We start from the raw sequence: 18,972 nt of genomic DNA on the forward strand, positions 1-18,972 counted from the left end.
CCGCGTGTCCGAACGAAGCATTCGCGTGAGAAGATAGCTCAGACTGGCGCGAAGGTCCCGCTTTAATCGGGAGAAATCTCGCCTTCCACCTTGTAGACGCTATAGAGCGCGCACAGGGCGGCGATGAGAGGCGCCGCCAGAAGCGCAATCTTTGCAACGCCGTAGATTGCGCTGACCACAAAGAAAAGTGCAGGATTCACGATCAAGGCGCCTGCCTCTCCAGAGGCTGATTGTGCAATGGCCGGCCCTGCGCCCAGCAGTGCGACACAAACCGTATTCAAAACAACCAGCACAATGATGCCGGGCGCCAAACTCGCCAGCCCCGTCAGCGCGATCTCGACGCTGCGCCCGCGAGACGCCGGCCAGATGGACAGCACCCGGATGGCGCTCGCTTCCAATGTCGCCGGCGCCGTCAGCGCGAGCCGCGTGATCAGCCACAGGCTGAACACCAGGAAAACCGCAATCAAGGCGAAGGACACCGCCAACGCGACCGGTCCCATCAGCTCGAACAGATTGACGTATCCGTCGGGCTGCGGCGCGCCGGGATCCATTTCGGTGAAGGCGAGACCGGCGATCATGAAAGCCATGGCCACGCCCGCCGTCATCAAGATGATCACCAGCAGAAGCACGACCAGCGCCAGCGCCCAGAGCAACCGTCCTTCATCACCGCCCAGCGTCAGGCCGAAAAAGCCTGTCTTCGGAATGCCCAGCGCCAAACGTCCAAGGCTGGCCCAGCCGATGACGAAAGCGCCGAAAGCAACCACCATGAAGGCGATCGCCGCTGGCGCCGCGCCCGGCGCATAGGCGCCCGCATAGGCCGTCAGCAGCGATTGCACGGCGAACACGACGCCATAAAGCGCGCTCGCCGCCAGAACGGGTGCCGGGTTTTCCAGAACAAAACGGTAAGCGGCGCCCACGGCGCGAAGATCGATCAGTTTCATGACGCTGCAGTTAGCCCGAAATGAGGGTCAGGCCAAGGACATCGCTTCAGGATGTTCAGTCCTCGGGTACGCCATCGCGTTCAAAACCGGGGCGGCAGATCGAGATGACCTCGCGACGGTACGAATAGGAATAGCAAGGACCAAAACTAAAAAATGCAACGCGCCACCCTCGCTCCTCTCCATAGGTTCTCAGCCCGATCAGAAGCGCCGCAAGCTCTGGCCCTTCCGCTGAGGGGTAGCCATCCAGAAAGACCGCGTCGGACACTTCCCGGCGGAACCGAGGCCCGCGCCATTCAGTCCTCAGATAGACGACGGCTTCTTCACCCCCGCCCGCCTGAGGCTCAGGCAGAGTCGGCATGCGGTGGTCCGGGCACACGCCCAACTCAAGGCCAGGGTTCAGATAGGGAGAAGACAGGTACTGCCGGTCCTCAGACAGCAGCTCACCGGGCTCGGTCTGCATCTCCTGCGCCAGTTCACGCTGAGCGCGCGTCAGCGCATCGACATGCTCATCAATCAGCAAGGCCATGTTGAAATGATAGCCTGAGCGCCAAAGCAGACCTGTGCGGTACGCCAGCTCCGCAGTGTATGGACTGATGGCGCAAGGGCCTTCTGACTGCTCGCCGAACGCGGTATGAAAAACAGCTCTTGCCTTGCCCGCATCTCCACTCGCCCAAGCCTGCGCCAATTCCGCAAACGCGATCTCCGCGCGAACCTCACCTACAGACGGTGTGAACTGCAGGGCCAAAGCGGAAAACAGAAGCATCAACATTAGAGCCGCTAATCCGCCATCTCAAATTGAAGATTTGTCACGATTCCGGGGCGGGCGACGGGAACACCGTCCCGAGTAGCCGGTTGGTAACGCCATTCGCGCACAGCGCGCTCCCCGGCTTCGCCAAACTCTCGATAGGGAATGGAGTAGACGACTTCGACATTCTCGGTCCGCCCGTCCGCATTCACGTCAAAGCGCATGAGGGCGAACCCTTCGGCTCCAACCCTTGCGGCGTCGGTCGGATATTGGGGCGCGCGCCGATCACGTGCGACAGCATCTACCCAGCCTTCGCCCCGCTCGGAGAACGCCTCTTGCAAGGCCTCTTCATACCCTGGCTGATAAACATTGTCCGCTCTCAACCGGTCCAACAGTGCGATCCGGTCTTCGCTATCCAGCTCCTCGCGCTCCATGCTGCCCCAGGCGCGTGTGGCGGCCAATAGATCGCGGCCTGTACCCGCTTGCGACAACAAGGAGTTCGCCACAGCAAACCAATAGGCCGCTTCCATCGGCTGATCGTCATCTGAATAATACGCGCCGGCTTGAAACGCGGCGACACCAAACACCGGAGCCTGAACGATGCCTGCGCTCCGAGCCGCCCGCACCGCCCGCTCCCCATGCCGCCCCGCCGAGCGGTATTGCCCACGAGCCCAGCGTGAGCTGGACATGAAGGCGTTGGAGAGCGCGATTTCCATATGAACAGCCTCAGAAGGCGTAAGCGGCTCAAGGATTTCCAAAGCAGCCTCGGCAGAGATGAATGACTGTCGACTCTTGCCTTGGCGCAGCTGAACATCGCTGACATATCTGAGCGAACGGGCGCGCAACAATGGATCTCCGGCGCTTTGCTGGTTCATTTCGACAGCGTTCAGAAACGCGTCCTCCGCTGTCTCAAAATCCGCCGTGCGAAAACTCGCAAATCCCGCATTCTCAGCCAGGATAGTCAGGACGGCCGGGTCAACACTGGCCTCTAGCGCCGCCCGCCAGGCCTGTTCGGCCGCCTCAGCCGCGGCCGGCTCATCGCCGGCTTCAACGGCCGCTTCATAAGCGAGATAAGGCGTGGTGACGCTCTCCGGTAAAGAGTCATCCTGACCAATCGCCATGGCCGTCACGCTTAGCCACACGATCAAAACACTGAAAAATCGCATATTCGCCCCCCACTTCCCCTGAAAAGTGAAAGACATCTTCACATTCGTCAAGCGAGAGACAGCCTCCAGCGATTGAGCCCTCCGCCCTTCCCGCCTATATGACGCGCCATGACAGATATGACCCCGATCCACATCATTGGCGGCGGCATGGCCGGCTCTGAAGCGGCCTGGCAGGCTGCGAACGCCGGCGTGCGCGTCGTGCTTCACGAGATGCGCCCGGTGCGCGGCACGTTCGCTCACCAGACCGAAGGCCTGGCTGAGCTTGTGTGCTCAAACTCGTTCCGCTCCGATGATGCGGAGACGAACGCGGTGGGCCTGCTGCATGAAGAGATGCGCCGCGCCGGATCCCTGATCATGGCGATGGGGGACACACACCAGGTGCCCGCCGGCGGCGCGCTGGCGGTGGACCGCGAGGCCTTCTCCCAGGCGGTGACGGCGGCGCTGGAAAACCATCCCAATATCGAGATTGTCCGCGAAGAGATCACAGGCCTGCCGCCCGAGGACTGGGACAGCGTGATCGTCGCCACCGGCCCCCTCACCTCCCAGGCTTTGGCCGAAGCGGTTCACGCGGCGACCGAAGAGGGCGAGCTGGCGTTCTTCGACGCCATCGCGCCGATCCTTTATGCCGACTCCATCAATATGGACGTGGCGTGGAAACAGTCGCGCTATGACAAGGGCGAGACCGAGGAAGACAAGGCCGCCTATATCAACTGCCCGATGGACAAGGACCAGTACGAGGCGTTCGTCGACGCCCTGCTGGCGGCGGAAAAGACCGAGTTCAAGGAGTGGGAAAAGGACACGCCCTATTTTGATGCGTGCCTGCCCATCGAAGTCATGGCAGAACGCGGGCGTGAGACGCTGCGCCACGGCCCGATGAAGCCGCGTGGTCTGACCAACGCCCACGATCCCGAGACCAAGCCCTATGCGGTGGTGCAGCTGCGTCAGGACAACACGCTGGGCACGCTGTTCAACATGGTCGGCTTCCAGACCAAGATGAAATACGGCGCACAAGCGGACGTCTTCAAGATGATCCCGGGCCTTGAGAACGCCAGCTTTGCGCGCCTGGGCGGCATTCACCGCAACACCTTCCTGCATTCGCCCAAATTGCTCGACGACCTGATGCGCCTGAAGGCGCGTCCCGCCCTGCGCTTCGCCGGCCAGATCACGGGCGTTGAAGGCTATGTGGAAAGCGCATCCATGGGACTTCTTGCTGGCCGCTTTGCAGCGGCGGAGAAATTGGGTCAGGCCGTCACACCGCCGCCGCCCACTACGGCGCTCGGCGCGCTGCTCACCCACATCACCACAGGACATGTGCCGGGCAAGAAAGGCGCGTTCCAGCCGATGAACGTCAATTTCGGCCTCTTCCCCGACATCGAGGCGCCCACCAAGGATGCCGAGGGCAAGCGCCTGAAGGGCAAGGACAAGTCCGTCGCCAAGAAACGCGCCATGAGCGCGCGGGCGCTGTCAGACTGCGACGCCTGGCTCAATGGAATTTCTCAAGCAGCTGAATAATAAGCCGTTACAGAACATTATCTTGTTTTGGGCGTTTTTTGCAGGTTAAGCTCCCCTCTCACAGGGGGGGGAACTTTATGCTCAAAACTATGCTCGGCGCCGCCATCGCCTGGGCGTGTGTTTCAGCGTCATCGCTGGCTCAGGCGCCTGATGTCATACCGGTTGAACACTTTGCCCGGCTGCCGGCTGGCCAAGGACTGTCGCTGTCTCCGAACGGCGACCGGATTGCGTATATCGCGCACTCAGGCAGCGACCGCTATCTGGTCGTTCAATCGCTGCAGACAGGCGAGCAGGACGCGCTCAACATCAGCAATATGCGCGCCTTTGAAACCTTCTGGGTCGATGAGAATACGCTGATGGCCCGCGTGGGGCGCGCCGCCGATTTGTTTTACATCAGCGGCGATCTCGACTTTCAGGCGCTGTTGACCGTCAACACCGACACCATGGACGCCGAGCAGCTGATCCGTGAGGGGCGCGACACCGGCTTCAACCAGAACACCGCGCAAGTCGCGGGCTGGCAGAATGACCGGTCGCGCCTCTTATTGCCCTTGCGCGACGGGAACCAGCATAAAAACCTCTATGCCGTTGACCCTGAAGACGGCAACCGCCGCAGCGTGGTCGCCCGTGGCGCTGTGAATACGCGCTATTGGGTCTCCGACGCCCAGGGAGAGCGCCATGTCCGCGTCAGCTATTCTCAAGACACAGAGCGCTTACGTGTGGCCATCGAGGAAAACGATCAATGGCGCACTCTGATAGAGGAGCGTCAGGGCATTATCGACCTGGGCGTGGTCGGGTTTTCTCAGGATGGCGAGGCGGTCATCATTTCGCGCACCGCAGATGAGGCCCCTTACGCCAACATCCTGCAGCGAGTGGAGTTATCGGACGGCGCCTTGGGCGACATCATTTTCTCTGATGGCCGCTATGATTTTGATAGTGTTCGAATAGACCCCTATCGCGGCTACGTCGCTGGCGTCGTCATTGAACGTGAGCGCCGCGAACGCATCTGGTTTGACGCCGAACTGGCTCAGATTCAGGCCAGCCTCGAAGCCTCATTCGCCGGAAAGAGCGTCGCCCTGATCGACTGGACGCCGGATCGCACCCGTTTCATCGTGTGGGTCGGCAGCGAGGATCAGGCGCCGGTATATTATCTGGTTGACCTGTCGGCGCGGTCGGCGGATCCGGTGCGTGTAACCTATCCAGAGCTTTTCCGAGCAGAATTGCCGCAGCGCCAGTCGATCAGCTACTCGGCGCGTGACGGCGCTTCCATTCCAGCCTACCTCACACTGCCTAACTCGGAAGGGCCGCACCCCTTTGTAGTCTTGGTGCATGGTGGCCCGGCCTCCCGTGATTATGGCGGCTTTGACACCCTGGCTCACATGTTGGCCAGTCGAGGCTATGGCGTCCTGCAGCCGCAATTTCGCGGCTCGGGCGGTTACGGCGTCGAATGGGAAGCCCAGGGCTGGGGACAGTGGGGAGCGGGCGTCATGCAGCAAGACGTGACAGACGCCGCCGCCTATCTGCAGCACGCCGGCCTGAGCGAACAGATCTGCATCGCAGGCGGCAGCTATGGCGGCTACGCAGCCCTCGCCGCAACCGTCTTCACGCCGGATGTCTTTGACTGCGCCATCGCCTTAAACCCCATGACCGATGCTGAGGACTTCCAGCGCTATGCCGGTGAACGCTATGGCCGCGATTCAGAAACCGTGCGGTATTGGAACCGATCTTTCAGCGGCGAGGTCCAGGACCGCATCTCCGGCGATCTTTTGCGCTCGATTTCACCGGTCAATTACGCGGACCAGGCCCGCATTCCTGTTCTGCTGCTGCATGGCGAAGATGACAGCGTCGTCCCGTTTCGCCAGAGCCGCGCCATGCATCGCGCCCTGCAGCGCGCGGGCGCTCCCGTCTCCTTCATACCCCTTGAGGGCGGCGACCATTGGCTGCTCGAATATGAAACGCGGCTGGAAGCGTATTCCGCCATAGGCGCGTTTCTCGACGAGCAGGTCGGCGACTAGACCCGCCCGGTGAGCGACGCCCAGGTCAGGCGCGCATTCTGCCCGAAGGGCGCGCGCTCGATCTGTTCGCGATAAGGGTCCTTGAGGCCTTGAGCGCTTTGCAGATATCCGCGCGCCAGGCTGACATAGCCGAGCGCCGGAAACACCTCGGCCGGCAGGGCGCTGCGGGTGCGGGTCAGCATACCGGCGGCGTCCTGCGCTTCGGCGAGCAAGCCCGAAAGCGCCGCTTTTGCTGCGTCCGGTTTGCGGCCCGCCGACAGGTCCGCTTCGCTCAGATCGGCGCCGGCCAGCTCGTCGGCGCTGAAGGGCGGACGTCCGGCCTGCACCAATGGCGCGAAGGCGCGCAACAGACCGACAAATCCCCAGAGCCGCCCGGCCGCCGTGATCGCCACCCCCGGCTCTCCTCCGAGATCAAGATCAGGCTTGAGCAGCCGCGCGGTGATCTGGATCAACGCGCCCGAGGTGCGGTCTACATAGTCACGGCGGTCCTCACGGGTGGGGAACGGCCCCTCGCCCAAATCCGCCGCCCGCGCCTCCACCAACCTGGCCAGGCCCGCCTGATCCGGAGCGCCGGGCGCTTCACGCACTTCAGACAGCGCTTCATAGATATCGTGGCGACGCACTTTCGGCGGATCGGTGAACAGGTCGCTGACCGCCTCTCGCGCCCAGGCGAGGCGCATTTCACCGATGACGGGCTCAGACACCTTGTCGGGAATCTGCGCGATCTCATGATAAAAGGCATAGAGCGCATAAAGCCGCGCGCGCAATTCAGCGGGCGCAAACAGGGCTGCAGCCCGGCGTTCAGGGTCATTTGCCGCTAACAAGCTGTCGAAATCAGTCACGCTATTCTCTCTGGCCGGTAGACACGTACGGGTTGGAACCCATATCTAGCTCGTGCGTAATACCTGAGTATGGCGGTTGTCCAACCGGCCGCCGCACCCTTTGAGCACCCTCTCGCTCACACTCCCAAAGGAGGCCGACATGGCGTTCACTCTTCCCGACCTGCCCTATGCCCAAGACGCTCTGGCGCCGCATATCTCTGCGGAAACCCTGAGCTTCCACCATGGCAAGCACCATAAAGCCTATGTGGACAAGGCCAATGACGCTGTCAAAGGCACCGACCTTGAAAGCCTGAACCTGGAAGAGCTGATCAAGAAAAGCTGGGCTGACAAGAATATGGGCGTGTTCAACAACGCCGCCCAGATCTGGAACCACACCTTTTACTGGCACTCCATGAAGCCCAATGGCGGCGGCAAGCCGACGGGCGCCATCGCGGACGCCATCGACGCCTCTTTCGGCTCCTATGACAAATTCGTCGAGGAATTCAAAGCCGCCGGCGCCGGCCAGTTCGGCTCGGGCTGGGCCTGGCTGGTGAAGAATGGCGACACGCTGGAGGTGCGCAAGACGCTCAACGCTGAAAACCCGATCACCGACGGCGTCACCCCGCTTCTGACCATGGATGTGTGGGAGCACGCCTATTATCTCGACTTCCAGAACCGTCGCCCGGACTATATCGGCGCCTTCCTGGACAAGCTCGTGAACTGGGACTTTGCAAACCAGAATCTGGCCAGCGCCTGATCTGATTTTGCATTGACGAAAACGGCGGCTGCGGTGAGGTTCACCGCAGCCGTTTTTTTTGAGATTTCAGGGGGCCTCTCATGCGGATCAATCTGCCACAACTGCGCAAAGGCGCGTCGCTTGGCGCTCTCTCGCTCTTGCTCGCGCTCGGCGCTTGTGACGGCCCTGCCGCCTCGCCCGCCCCGGAAGCCGCCACGGAAGCCGCGTCGCAGAGTGCTCCAGCCCCGGCCCCGCTGCAGACGCCCGGCTTTACTCAAGCCGGTCTCGCCCAGCTCGACAGCCGCCTGGCCGAACTCGCCAGCGCTGGCCAACGCGCCGGCTATGTCGCCGTGCTCGCGCGCAATGGCGAAGTGATGCACACCGCCAGCGCCGGTTACGCCGATCTGGAAGCGGACCGCCCCATGACGGCGGACACGGTCGTGCGCATCGCGTCCATGACCAAACCGGTGACGGCCGTCGCGGCCCTCATGCTGATTGAAGACGGCGTCATCGCGCTCGACGATCCGGTCAGCGAGTACATCCCCGCCTTTGCAAATGTGCGCGTCGCCACCTCTGTGCAAAGAGACGAGAGCTATGAAATCCCCACGACGGACGCCGAGCGCCCCATCACCGTGGAAGACCTGCTCACCCACACGTCAGGGCTGGGCTATCTGTTTGATTACCAGTCCAATTTGGGCGCGCTTTATATCGGCAACGACATTTACGCCGCTGAGGGCGACATGGACAGCCGGATGGAGACGCTGGCGGGTTTGCCGCTGTATTTCCAGCCCGGCTCCGCCTGGTTTTATTCTTACGCCAGCGATGTTCTGGGCCATCTTGTGGCTGTGGCGTCCGGCGAAAGCCTTGAAGACTTCACCCAAGCGCGCATTTTCCAGCCTCTGGGCATGGACGACACCACGTTTTTCCTGCGCGATGATCAACGCGACCGTCTGGCCGCCGTTTACACCCATGGCGAGGACGGTCAGTTGACGCGTGTGCCCAGCGCAGAGGACGCCGTAAGCGTCGCGGCCTTTGAAGCGGGCGGCGCCGGGCTGTTCTCAACCGCCAATGATTATATCCGGTTCGGGCAAATGCTGGCGAATGGCGGCGCGCTGGACGGCGCCCGCTTGCTGTCCGCCGAGACCGTCGCCGCCATGAGCACGGCGCATGTTCAGGCGGATCGCATGCCGGACCGCATGGATTCAGTTGATCTGGGCTATGGCTACGGCGTCGGCGTCATCTATGACGGGCCTGGCGCGCACCCGGTACGGGCCCAGGGTGATTTCGGCTGGTCTGGATATTTTGACACGGAATTCTTCGTCAGCCCGGCCACGGGCATTGTCGCCGTTATTATGAGCCAGGAACAGCCCGGACCGACCACGCCGGATACCATTAGCGCGCGCGCCGTCTTCGACCAGCTGGTTTATGACGCGATTTCGTCAGAATCCTGACTGTCGGCGACAGCATCACGTTCATCCAGCGGGTCGCGTCCCAGGTCCATGCCCAAGGCTTCGCTAGCGTCCCGCCAGCATGAAACCGCAACGACGTCGCCGCCGCGCTTGAGGACCAGCTTGCTGAAATGCGCCGTCCGCATCCGATTGTTCTCATTGTACAGATACACAATGCGTTCAGGGATCGACCAAGCGTCACCGACCTCATCAAGCAGACTATTCAGGTCTTGCGGCAGCACGACCGGGTCTCCCTTGCGGTAGTCGACAATCAAGATGGAATGTTCGTTGATCTTGCGTTTGTAATCGGCGATGGCCTTGCCCAATAGAGGCTTCAGGCTCGCTCCAACCAGCCCTGTGTAACTGACCGTATTATTGATTGTTTTTTCAATTATTTGAAATTCTGGACCAGCGGGGCTCATTTCAATCGTCATCTTAAGGCCTTCAAAAGCGACATACGCCTGCGGCATAAGTGTGACGGATGGAACCCTACATATGCTTAAGAACGCTTAAACTGCTAACAGGGCCGCCGCCACATTGCGTCCTTCGCCCGCCAGCAGATTATAGGTGCGGCAGGCGGTCGCCGTGTCCATGACTTCCAGCCCGACGCCAGCGTCGCGAAACGCTTTGCGAATACTGGCGGGGGGGGTGCACCAGGCGCTCCCCCACGCCCAGAATCAGCATGTCCGGCCGCGTTGAGGCGTTGAGGAAGACCTGCAGATCGGCAAGCTCCAGCGTGTCTCCGGTTCTGGACCAGGCGCGCGCGGCGCCGTCCACGATCAAGGTCGCGCCATCCTTGCGCACCCCGGCGATGCGAAAGCCGCCATCGCCGAACGCGTCAATCGGAGGCAAGGCGGATCCGGACGCATTACGGGGCAAGAGCGCCCCCCGTGCCGTCTTCATTGGCTTCGCGCTTCACACCGGTCAGGGTCAGAAGCGGCGCCGCCACGAAGATTGACGAATACGTTCCCACGCCCACGCCCCAGATCAGCGCCAATGCGAAGCCTTCCAGCGCAGGCCCGCCGATCACCGCCATGGCGATGATGGCCACCAGCGTGGTGCCAGAGGTCAGAATGGTGCGCGACAGCGTGGAGTTGATGGCGCCGTTGAGCACGTCCACGGTGGGGCGTGTCTTGAACTTGCGGAAGTCTTCGCGGATCCGGTCATAGACGATCACGGTGTCGTTCATCGAATAGCCCACGATGGTCAGGATCGCGGCGATGGTGGACAGGTTGAATTCCAGCTGGGTGATGGCGAAAAAGCCGATGGTGGCGATCACGTCGTGGATCAACGCCAGCACGGCGCCCACAGAATACTGCCACTCGAATCGGAACCAGATGTAGATCAGCATCAAGAGCAGAGCCACGCCGATGGAGCTGGCGCCGGCGACCACCAGTTCGCCGGAGACTTGCGGGCTCAGGGATTCGGTTTTCTGAAACACGATGCCCGGGAAAGCCTCTTCAAGCGCGATGGACACCATCTGGCGAACAGCCTGCTGGGCTTCCGCATCATTCTCGACGGCATACCCCTCGATCTCATTGACGCGTTCAGCCGAGACCAGACCCACACGCACCAGCGCTTCATCTTCAGCGCCAAAGCCCTGCACCTGGACATCGCCCAGATCGAGGCCCGTCAGCACGTCGCGCAAGGCGCCCGTATCGGCAGGCCCTTGTGTTTTCACTTCGATCGCGGTGCCGCCACGAAAATCAATGCCGAAATTGAGCCCCAGCGTCATGAAAGCGGCGCCAGATCCCAGGATCAGCGCCACTGACATGAAAAACGCGACCAGTCGCGCCTTGATGAAGGGAATGGCGGTGCCTGTGGGAATGAGGCGGACGAGTGCAAGCGACATGATCGCCTCCCCTTACATGGCCAGCGATTTCGGACGGGCCATACGCAGCCAGGTCGAAATCAGAAGACGTGAGAACACAAAAGCGGTGAAGACCGAGGTCAGGATGCCAATGCCCAGCGTCACCGCGAACCCGCGCACGGGGCCCGCGCCCAGCATGTACAGAACCGACGCTGCGATCAGGGTGGTGATGTTGGCGTCCAGAATGGCGGACAGGGCGCGTGAATACCCGGCTTCGAAGGCCGTGGTGACCGTTCGTCCCAATCGGTACTCCTCCCTGACCCGTTCAAAGATCAGCACATTGGCGTCCACCGCCATGCCGATGGTCAACACGATCCCGGCGATACCCGGCAGGGTCAACGTCGCCTGCAGCCCCGACAGGGCGCCCAGCAACAACAAGATGTTCGCCAGCAGCGCCAGGGTCGAGACAATCCCGAAGAAGCCATAGGCGAGCGCCATGAACACGATCACCAGCCCGAAGCCGATCAGCACCGCAGTCTCGCCGCGCGCCACCGAATCTGCGCCCAGGCTGGCGGTGACGGTGCGCTGCTCCACCGGGGTCAGGCGCGCCGGCAGGGCGCCCGCGTTGAGCATGTTGGAGAGGTCTGTGGCTGATTGCAGCGTAAAGCCGCCTTCAATGATGCCCGACCCGCCGGTAATGGCGCTGCGGATCACAGGCGCGGAGATGATGGTGTCATCAAGCACGATGGCGAAGCGGCGACCACGATTCTGGGTGGTCGCTTCTGCAAACGAGCGTGCGCCGGAGGTGTTGAAGCGGAAGCTCACGGCGGGCTGGCCGTTCTGGTCGAACGCCTGACCGGCGTTCACCAGCTGCTCACCGGTCACAAGCGCCCGGCGCTGGACGGCGAGATAAGGCTCGCTCGAGCGTTCAGACGGCAAGATCATGACGCCGGGCGGCGTCCGGCCTGTGCCGTCGGGATTAATGGTGATCCCCTCTTCCACCATGTGGAAGGTCAGGCGCGCCGTGGTGCCCACCAGATCAATGATGCGCTGAGGATCGCTTTCGCCGGGCACCTGGACCAGCACCCGATCCTCGCCCTGACGGGCGATATTGGGCTCGGTCGTGCCGGTGGAGTCCACACGGCGGCGAATGACTTCAATGGATTGGGTGACCGTGCGCTGACGCACGGCGTCCAGCGCCGCCTCGGTGATGCCCAGTCGAATGGTCCGGTCGTCATCGCCCTGATTGATCGTCAGGGTCTGGGTCATGCCCTGCCCGCCGGCGGCGGTGGTGATCGGCTCGTTGAGCTCTTCCAGACGCTCCAGGGCGCGATCCATGTCGTCAGGTCGCGACAATCGAACGATGACCTGGCCTTCCACGACCGCAGGCGAGCCCGCGATCAGGATGGGCGGGTCTTCGCGCAGGGCGCTGCGCGCATCATCTTGCAGGTTCTCAAGACGCTCCTGGCGCACTTCGTCCATGTCCACCTGGAACACCAGGTGCGAGCCTCCGCGCAAATCGAGCCCCAGATTGATCGTCTTGTGCGGCAGAACCGTAAAGACGCCCTTGGGTTCGCCATTGGCGTCCAGACGAACGCTTTCCGGTACGAAATTGGGCAGAGTGAACAGAAGGCCGATCAGGATGACGAGGGTGACGACCGTCGTCTTCCAGGGAGCGAAATACAGCATGGGGCTCTCAAGCGTCCGGCGGCGCCGGGCCGAGAGCCCGACGCCGGAATGTCAGTCAGGCCTTAGTCGGAAGACTTGGCGTCGGAGGCGTCATTGGCCGGCTCGGTGCGCGTACGCACTTCCATAATGGTGTGCTTGAGCACTTTCACCCGGACGCCTTCGGCGAGTTCGACCGTCGCTTCGGCGTCAGCCACACGCGTGACCTTGCCGATCATGCCGCCGGAGGTGACGACTTCATCGCCCTTGCGAAGGCCTTCAACCATTTCACGGTGCGCCTTGGCTTTCTGCTGCTGCGGACGGATCAGCAGGAAGTAGAAGACCACGAAGATCAGGATGAACGGGGCGAATTGCATCAGCATGGGGACGAGTCCGCCTTGTGCGCCAGAAGCGGCGGCGGTGGCGAGGAAGACAGAGTCAGTCGCGGAAAACATGGCGGCTCCGGTAAAAACGAGCGATTAAGGTTGCCGGAATATATCGGTGTCCGCGCCGCATGCAACAAGACCCGGCGGTATGTCGTCACCTGATTTACTCAGTCGGGCTCTATCGGGCGGGCAAAACCTGCATGGGATCGACCGGACTGACGCCCCGCCGCACTTCGAAATGAAGCGCTGTTCGGGTCTCAGAGCCGGATGCGCCTGCATCAGCGATGTGCTGCCCGGTCGTGACCTGGTCGCCGACATTCACCCGCAAGATCGAGTTGAGGCCATAGGCCGTCACCCAGTTATTGGCGTGCCGCACAAGGACCAGCTCGCCATACCCCTGAAGCTCATTGCCGGCGTAAACGACTTCGCCATCTGCGGCGGCGCGCACCGGATCGCCCAGACGCGCGGCGATGCGGATGCCGTCAATCCGGCTGCCTTCCGCGCCGCCATAAGGCGTGATGACTTGACCTTGCAACGGCCATTGGAAGCTGGGCGCATTGGCCGTGGAGGCCTGGGGCGGCGGGCTGGCGCGGCGCGGCGGCGGATCTGAGCGCGCGGTTGAACCGCCGCCGCTGGCGACGGGAGGGCGCGCCTGCGCCACGGACCGCGCCGGGCCGTTCACGGACAAATCCTGACCGGGATAAATGGTGTAGGGGCGGCGCAGGCCGTTCAGCTGCGCCAGCTGATCCGTGCTCATGCCGTGCGCAAGTGCGATCCGATACAGATTATCGCCCCGCCGCACCGTGTAGACGGACGGCCCTGGCAAGCGCAGGCTTTGCCCGGTGCGCAGGGTGTAGGGTTCGCGCAAATTGTTTTCAGCCGCCAGATCCCTCACCGAGGCGCCGCAACGCTGAGCAATCGCAAACAGCGTATCCCCAGGGCGAACCGAAACGCTGCGCCCGCAGCTGGCTGTCGAGCGGGCCGACGCGCCTGATCCATGCTCGATAGGCGCAGGCGCACGCAACGGCGCAGCGCAAGCGGATAACACCGCCGCGACGCTCAGCCCCAGCAAACTTGTGCGCATCATAGGGCGCATACACCCTGTCCTGCCTTGAACTCTGTTCTGGCAGAATGGCGGATGAGCGTTAACCGTGTGTTGACTTTAGCTGGCGTCTTCCGGCAACGGGCTCAATTCTTCGAATTCGCCAATGCCGCAGCTGCCCACAACCGTGTTTGTGCCTTGATCCATCACGCGCACGATTTCGCCCCGGCAGAGCTGGGAGCCTGGAACGCTATAGCTGATATAGGTGAACGAACGCGCTGCAGACCGGCAGCCGCTACCGACACGGGTCACATAGGCGTCGCGGTTTCTCATCGTCACCAGCCAGGCGTTCTCATCGACCGTATCAATGCTGTCGATACGCGTCAGGGACAGGCAGGAGCGGGTCTCGCCCGTCAGCTCATAGCCTTCTGGGACGAACGGCGCTTCATCCGTATCGTCAGATTGCGACAGCGCGGCGCCCGTCATGACCAGCGAAGCGCTCAGAGCCGTCAATGCTGCGAAAAGTTTCATGGGGAGCTCCTTGTGTAACCACGGGACCCCGTCAGTAGCGGTCCCTGCAAAGAGATCTTATCACGCCAGAGGACGAAATCGCAGCCGGTTCTCGAGCAAAGCCTAGAGCGCCCTGGCCTCGCCCGGCACCAAGGGTACGAAACGCACGTCAAACAGCGCGGTTTCCGTCACCTCGCCCTCATCGGACTTGTCGTAGCGCATCAGCGTCTGCACAGGACCGTTCTGCACCGGCGCGACGCAGATCCCGCCCGGCTTGAGCTGATCGAGCAGCGTGTCGGGACGCGACGCCGCAGCCGCGGTGACGATGATCCGGTCAAACGGCGCCTGTTCAGGCCAGCCCAGAGAGCCATCCCCGATGCGGGTGACGATATTGGACAGGCGCAAGGCGTGAAACCGCGCCTCGGCTTCCTTGGCGAGGGTCCGATAGCGTTCGACCGTGTAGACGCGTCGGGAGAGACGCGCGAGCACCGCAGCCTGATAGCCAGACCCTGTGCCGATCTCGAGCACCTTGCACCGATCATCAAGCTTGAGCGCTTCGGTCATCGCCGCCACCACGAAGGGCTGGGAGATGGTCTGGCCGCAATCAATCGGCAAAGGCCGGTTCTCGAACGCCTGATCCACGAACCCTTCGGGCACGAACAGCTCGCGCGGCGTGCGCTCGATCGCCATCAGCACCTGCTTGTCGGAGACGCCCGCCCGTCGCAGCGCCATCACAAGCTGGATCATGCGGGTGTCGGGCGTGCCGGTCATGGGTTCAGCGTCTCTCCGAGCGCGTCTTTCAGGCGGGTGCGGGCGTCGTAATTGGTCAGGTCCAGATGTAGCGGCGTGATCGAGATCCGCCCTTCATAGACCGCGCGCAAATCCGTTCCCACGGCCGGGTCGGACAGCTTGCCGTTAAAGCCGAGCCAGTAATAGGCCCGTCCGCGCAGATCCGTGCGCTCATCAGCGCGCAGGACGACCTGGTCACGCTTGCCCTGGACGGTGACTTCAGAGCCGGCCACCTGATCGGGCGCCCGGTCAGGAAAGTTCACATTGAGCAGCGTGTTCTGGCTCCAGGGCGTGTCCAGCAGGGCCTTGAGGATGCGCGGGCCATGCTCGCGCGCTGTCTCCCAGCGGATCTTGTCGCGCCCTTCAAAGCCATAGGCTTGCGACAGGGCGATGGAACGCACGCCCATCTGAATACCATGCATGGCCGCCGCGACGGTGCCGGACATGGTCACGTCGTCGGCGATATTCTGGCCTGAATTGACGCCGGACAAAAGCAAGTCCGGACGCGCATCATTCATCAGGATGTCCATCGCCATATGCACGCAATCGGTCGGCGTGCCGGAGACGGAAAAGCGCTGATCGTCAAAGTGTTCGACCCGCAGCGGCGCGTTCAGCGTGAGAGCGCGGCCCATGCCCGATTGCTCATCCGCCGGCGCCACCACCCACACATCGTCAGAGACTGTGCGCGCGATCTCTTCAAGCACTTTCAGGCCAGGGGCATGAATGCCGTCATCATTGACGAGCAGGATGCGGGGGCCGCTCATGGCTGGATCGCCTCAACGCCGCCCATATAGGGCTGAAGCGCCTCGGGGATGCGCACGGAGCCGTCGGCCTGCTGGTGGTTTTCAAGGATCGCGACCAGCGCCCGGCCCACCGCCAGGCCCGAGCCATTGAGCGTATGCAGGAAGTCAGGCTTTTTCTCGCCCTCCTTGCGGTAGCGCGCATTCATGCGGCGCGCCTGGAAATCGCCGCAGGTCGAGCACGAGCTGATCTCGCGATAGGTGTCCTGGCTGGGCATCCAGACCTCAAGGTCGTAGGTGCGGCGCGCCGAGAAGCCCATATCGCCGGTGCACAGCTTCATCACCCGATAGGGCAATTCCAGGCGGCGCAGCACCATTTCGGCGCACTGGGTCATGCGCTCGAGCTCGTCTTCTGACTGCTCAGGCGTGGCGATCGACACCAGCTCGACTTTCAGGAACTGGTGCATGCGGATCAGGCCGCGCGTGTCGCGCCCCGCCGAGCCCGCTTCCGAGCGGAAGCATGGCGTCAGCGCCGTCATGCGGATCGGGAAGCTGGCTTCCGCGTGAATGGAATCGCGCACCAGATTGGTCAGCGGCACTTCCGCGGTCGGGATCAGCCAGCGGTCATCGGTGGTGCGAAACAGGTCTTCGGCGAATTTGGGCAGCTGGCCCGTGCCGAACAACGCCTCGTCGCGCACCATGTAGGGCACGGACGTTTCGCGATAGCCGTTCTCGGTCGTCTGAAGGTCGAGCATGAACTGACCCAGCGCCCGCTCCAGCCGCGCCAGCGGGCCTTGCAGCACCGCAAAGCGCGCGCCGGACATGGCGGCGGCGCGCTCAAAATCGAGGCCCAGACGCTCGCCCACGGTCACATGGTCGGCAGGTTCAAACTCAAATTCGCGAGGCTCGCCCCAGCCGCGCACTTCCTCGTTCTCGCTCTCGTCTTTGCCCTCGGGCACGTCGTCAGCGGGGCGGTTGGGCAGCGCGGCGAGGTGCTGGTTGAGCACTTCCTCGGCGGTGCGGGCCTCTTCGGTCAGACGCTCCATTTCCGATTTGAGGCTCTCCACCTCGGAGCGCAGCGCATTGAAGCGATCTTCATCGCCCTGGGCTTTCGCCTTGCCGATCTCCTTGGACTTTGAGTTGCGCTCGGTCTCGATCTCCTGAAGGCGCGAGGTCGCTTCACGGCGGCGCGCGTCCAGATCAATCAGGCGCTGGGCTTGCGGCTCCACGCCGCGCTGGGCCATGGCGGCGTCGAAAGCCGCCGGCTCATCGCGGATCAGACGGATGTCATGCATGATAAAAACTCAAAGGTCGAACGGTGAATTGGAACCCGCGTGATACTCGCGCAGGCTCTCAGCGTCCACACTTCAAATGGATGTGCCTGCGCCGTTTACACCGCGAACAAGCCGTCGTCAGGCGTCATCTTCGTCCGGTTTGCGCTCGACCAGCTTCACCGCCAGGATCGACAGGCCGTACAGCCCGAACATGGCCGCCGCCAGGAAGAGCTGGCTGATCGGGTCCGGCGGCGTCACGAAGGCGGCGAAGGCGGCGATGCCCACCAGAGCGAATTTCCAGAACCGGATCAGATCACCCGAGGTGATGATCCCGGCCTTGCCCAGAAGCGACAACAGCACGGGCAGCTGGAAGCTGATCCCGAAGGCCAGCGCCAAAGTCGTCACCAGATTGAGGTATTCCGACACCCGGGTCAGAAGCTGGATGCTGGCGCGCCCCTCCTGCCCGATCTGCTCCTGGCCCAGCGCAAAGCTCATCACGAAGGGCAGGATGACGTAATAAACGAACGCCATCCCCGCCGCGAACAGCAGGGGCGACGCCAGCAGAAACGGCGCAAAAGCGAGGCGTTCATTCTTGTATAGGCCCGGCCGCACAAACGCCCAGACCTGATAGGCGAGCACCGGAAAAGCCAGCACGATGGCGCCGAACAGAGCGAGCTTGAGTTTGACGAAGAAAAACTCGAGCGGCGCAGTGAAAATCAGCTGCAGGTCCAGCGCGTCGCCGCGCACCTGGCGCGCCGCATCTTCAAACGGCACCAGAAGCACATTGTAGATCCATTCGGCGAAGACGAAACAGATCACAAACCCCACGACAATCGCGGCCAAAGACCAGATTAGCCGGTCGCGCAGCTCTTCCAGATGCGCCATCAGGGGCGCGCGCGAGGACTCCACCTCGTCGTCAGGCTCAAGCCGGGGCGAATCCATCACCCCTCTCCGGTCTTGGTGGATTTGGCGTCAGACTGAGCAGCACCATCAGAAGCGTCAGGCGCTTCGGGATCCGGAGTCAGCGCTTCACCTGGCAGCGGCTTGGGGTCCGCCATCGGGCGGGCCGTGCGCGGATGGGGACGGTCTTCCATATCGCGCATCATCTCCGCATCGGTTTCCAGGAATTCGCGCTCCATATCCTTGATCGGATTATTGGATTTGAGGGAGCTGATTTCCTTGCGCAATTCAGCGAGCTCCGCCTCGCGGCCCAGCTCGTCAAAACTGCGTTGAAACTCACGCGCCGTCGCGCGGATCTGGCCGATCATCTTGCCGACCCGGCGCACCATGAGCGGCAGATCCTTGGGACCCACCACCACAAGCGCCAGAATGACGATGACGATCAGCTCCTGAAAACCAAAGGCCGGGTTCATGG

Annotated in this window: 21 protein-coding genes; 4 read left to right on the forward strand and 17 right to left on the reverse strand. The window is 62.5% G+C overall.

The window, feature by feature from the left end:
* Positions 1-62: 62 nt before the first annotated feature.
* From ACQ66J_RS01760 to ACQ66J_RS01770, 3 genes are read right to left on the reverse strand one after another with little or no spacing between them, the layout of a single operon-like run.
* Positions 63-941 (reverse strand): hypothetical protein, encoded by an 879-nt coding sequence (locus ACQ66J_RS01760; RefSeq protein WP_430430254.1) that lies wholly within the window; start codon positions 939-941, stop codon positions 63-65.
* A 55-nt stretch (positions 942-996) separates the two neighbouring features.
* A complete protein-coding gene (locus ACQ66J_RS01765) occupies positions 997-1,710 on the reverse strand; it encodes a hypothetical protein (RefSeq protein ID WP_430430255.1) in 714 nt (237 codons plus the stop codon).
* An 8-nt stretch (positions 1,711-1,718) separates the two neighbouring features.
* Positions 1,719-2,852 (reverse strand): energy transducer TonB, encoded by a 1,134-nt coding sequence (locus ACQ66J_RS01770; protein WP_430430256.1) that lies wholly within the window; start codon positions 2,850-2,852, stop codon positions 1,719-1,721.
* Between the two features lie 108 nt (positions 2,853-2,960).
* On the opposite strand from ACQ66J_RS01770, the gene trmFO reads away from it, so the two are divergent.
* Both trmFO and ACQ66J_RS01780 read left to right on the forward strand, forming a co-directional pair.
* On the forward strand, positions 2,961-4,364 hold the full coding sequence (trmFO, locus tag ACQ66J_RS01775; RefSeq protein ID WP_430430257.1) for a methylenetetrahydrofolate--tRNA-(uracil(54)-C(5))-methyltransferase (FADH(2)-oxidizing) TrmFO: 1,404 nt from the start codon (positions 2,961-2,963) through the stop codon (positions 4,362-4,364).
* A 77-nt stretch (positions 4,365-4,441) separates the two neighbouring features.
* Positions 4,442-6,376 (forward strand): alpha/beta hydrolase family protein, encoded by a 1,935-nt coding sequence (locus tag ACQ66J_RS01780; protein WP_430430258.1) that lies wholly within the window; start codon positions 4,442-4,444, stop codon positions 6,374-6,376.
* Here ACQ66J_RS01780 and ACQ66J_RS01785 read toward each other — a convergent pair.
* On the reverse strand, positions 6,373-7,218 hold the full coding sequence (locus ACQ66J_RS01785; protein ID WP_430430259.1) for a squalene/phytoene synthase family protein: 846 nt from the start codon (positions 7,216-7,218) through the stop codon (positions 6,373-6,375). The genes ACQ66J_RS01780 and ACQ66J_RS01785 overlap by 4 nt on opposite strands.
* Positions 7,219-7,357: 139 nt before the next feature.
* On the opposite strand from ACQ66J_RS01785, the gene ACQ66J_RS01790 reads away from it, so the two are divergent.
* On the forward strand, positions 7,358-7,954 hold the full coding sequence (locus ACQ66J_RS01790; protein ID WP_375548778.1) for a superoxide dismutase: 597 nt from the start codon (positions 7,358-7,360) through the stop codon (positions 7,952-7,954).
* 80 nt (positions 7,955-8,034) lie between these two features.
* Positions 8,035-9,384 carry a serine hydrolase domain-containing protein gene (locus ACQ66J_RS01795; RefSeq protein WP_430430260.1) on the forward strand — a complete coding sequence of 450 codons (1,350 nt, stop codon included), beginning with the start codon at positions 8,035-8,037 and terminating at the stop codon, positions 9,382-9,384.
* On the opposite strand, the gene ACQ66J_RS01800 is transcribed toward ACQ66J_RS01795, so the two are convergent.
* From ACQ66J_RS01800 to tatB, 13 genes are all read right to left on the reverse strand, one after another.
* The gene (locus ACQ66J_RS01800) at positions 9,357-9,815 is read right to left on the reverse strand and encodes a hypothetical protein (RefSeq protein WP_430430261.1); all 459 of its coding nucleotides are present in this window, start codon (positions 9,813-9,815) and stop codon (positions 9,357-9,359) included. The two genes, ACQ66J_RS01795 and ACQ66J_RS01800, sit on opposite strands and share 28 nt — an antisense overlap.
* A gap of 75 nt (positions 9,816-9,890) precedes the next feature.
* Complete coding sequence (locus ACQ66J_RS01805; protein ID WP_430432216.1) at positions 9,891-9,974, reverse strand: MTH938/NDUFAF3 family protein; 84 nt, start codon at positions 9,972-9,974, stop codon at positions 9,891-9,893.
* Positions 9,943-10,260: an MTH938/NDUFAF3 family protein gene (locus ACQ66J_RS01810; protein ID WP_430430262.1), complete on the reverse strand. Its 318-nt coding sequence runs from the start codon at positions 10,258-10,260 to the stop codon at positions 9,943-9,945. The genes ACQ66J_RS01805 and ACQ66J_RS01810 overlap by 32 nt, the downstream gene beginning before the upstream one ends.
* Positions 10,250-11,233 carry a protein translocase subunit SecF gene (gene secF, locus ACQ66J_RS01815; RefSeq protein ID WP_430430263.1) on the reverse strand — a complete coding sequence of 328 codons (984 nt, stop codon included), beginning with the start codon at positions 11,231-11,233 and terminating at the stop codon, positions 10,250-10,252. Before secF ends, ACQ66J_RS01810 begins: the two co-directional genes overlap by 11 nt.
* A gap of 12 nt (positions 11,234-11,245) precedes the next feature.
* Positions 11,246-12,880 carry a protein translocase subunit SecD gene (gene secD / locus ACQ66J_RS01820; protein WP_375548773.1) on the reverse strand — a complete coding sequence of 545 codons (1,635 nt, stop codon included), beginning with the start codon at positions 12,878-12,880 and terminating at the stop codon, positions 11,246-11,248.
* A gap of 62 nt (positions 12,881-12,942) precedes the next feature.
* Complete coding sequence (gene yajC / locus ACQ66J_RS01825; RefSeq protein ID WP_375548772.1) at positions 12,943-13,311, reverse strand: preprotein translocase subunit YajC; 369 nt, start codon at positions 13,309-13,311, stop codon at positions 12,943-12,945.
* A gap of 109 nt (positions 13,312-13,420) precedes the next feature.
* Entirely contained in the window at positions 13,421-14,338 is a 918-nt protein-coding gene (locus ACQ66J_RS01830; protein WP_430430264.1) for a LysM peptidoglycan-binding domain-containing protein, read from the reverse strand.
* A gap of 66 nt (positions 14,339-14,404) precedes the next feature.
* Positions 14,405-14,815, reverse strand: coding sequence for a hypothetical protein (locus tag ACQ66J_RS01835; protein WP_430430265.1), 411 nt, complete (start codon positions 14,813-14,815; stop codon positions 14,405-14,407).
* 102 nt (positions 14,816-14,917) lie between these two features.
* Positions 14,918-15,565, reverse strand: a complete 648-nt coding sequence (locus ACQ66J_RS01840) for a protein-L-isoaspartate(D-aspartate) O-methyltransferase (RefSeq protein WP_375548769.1) — start codon at positions 15,563-15,565, stop codon at positions 14,918-14,920.
* On the reverse strand, positions 15,562-16,347 hold the full coding sequence (gene surE, locus ACQ66J_RS01845) for a 5'/3'-nucleotidase SurE (RefSeq protein ID WP_430430266.1): 786 nt from the start codon (positions 16,345-16,347) through the stop codon (positions 15,562-15,564). The genes ACQ66J_RS01840 and surE overlap by 4 nt, the downstream gene beginning before the upstream one ends.
* Positions 16,344-17,618, reverse strand: coding sequence for a serine--tRNA ligase (serS, locus tag ACQ66J_RS01850; RefSeq protein WP_430430267.1), 1,275 nt, complete (start codon positions 17,616-17,618; stop codon positions 16,344-16,346). Before serS ends, surE begins: the two co-directional genes overlap by 4 nt.
* A gap of 117 nt (positions 17,619-17,735) precedes the next feature.
* A complete protein-coding gene (gene tatC, locus ACQ66J_RS01855; RefSeq protein ID WP_375548766.1) occupies positions 17,736-18,539 on the reverse strand; it encodes a twin-arginine translocase subunit TatC in 804 nt (267 codons plus the stop codon).
* The gene (tatB, locus tag ACQ66J_RS01860) at positions 18,539-18,970 is read right to left on the reverse strand and encodes a Sec-independent protein translocase protein TatB (protein ID WP_430430268.1); all 432 of its coding nucleotides are present in this window, start codon (positions 18,968-18,970) and stop codon (positions 18,539-18,541) included. Before tatB ends, tatC begins: the two co-directional genes overlap by 1 nt.
* Positions 18,971-18,972: the final 2 nt, after the last annotated feature.

The organism is Oceanicaulis sp. (genome assembly GCF_965284345.1).
GTDB classification, from domain to species: domain Bacteria; phylum Pseudomonadota; class Alphaproteobacteria; order Caulobacterales; family Maricaulaceae; genus Oceanicaulis; species Oceanicaulis alexandrii_A.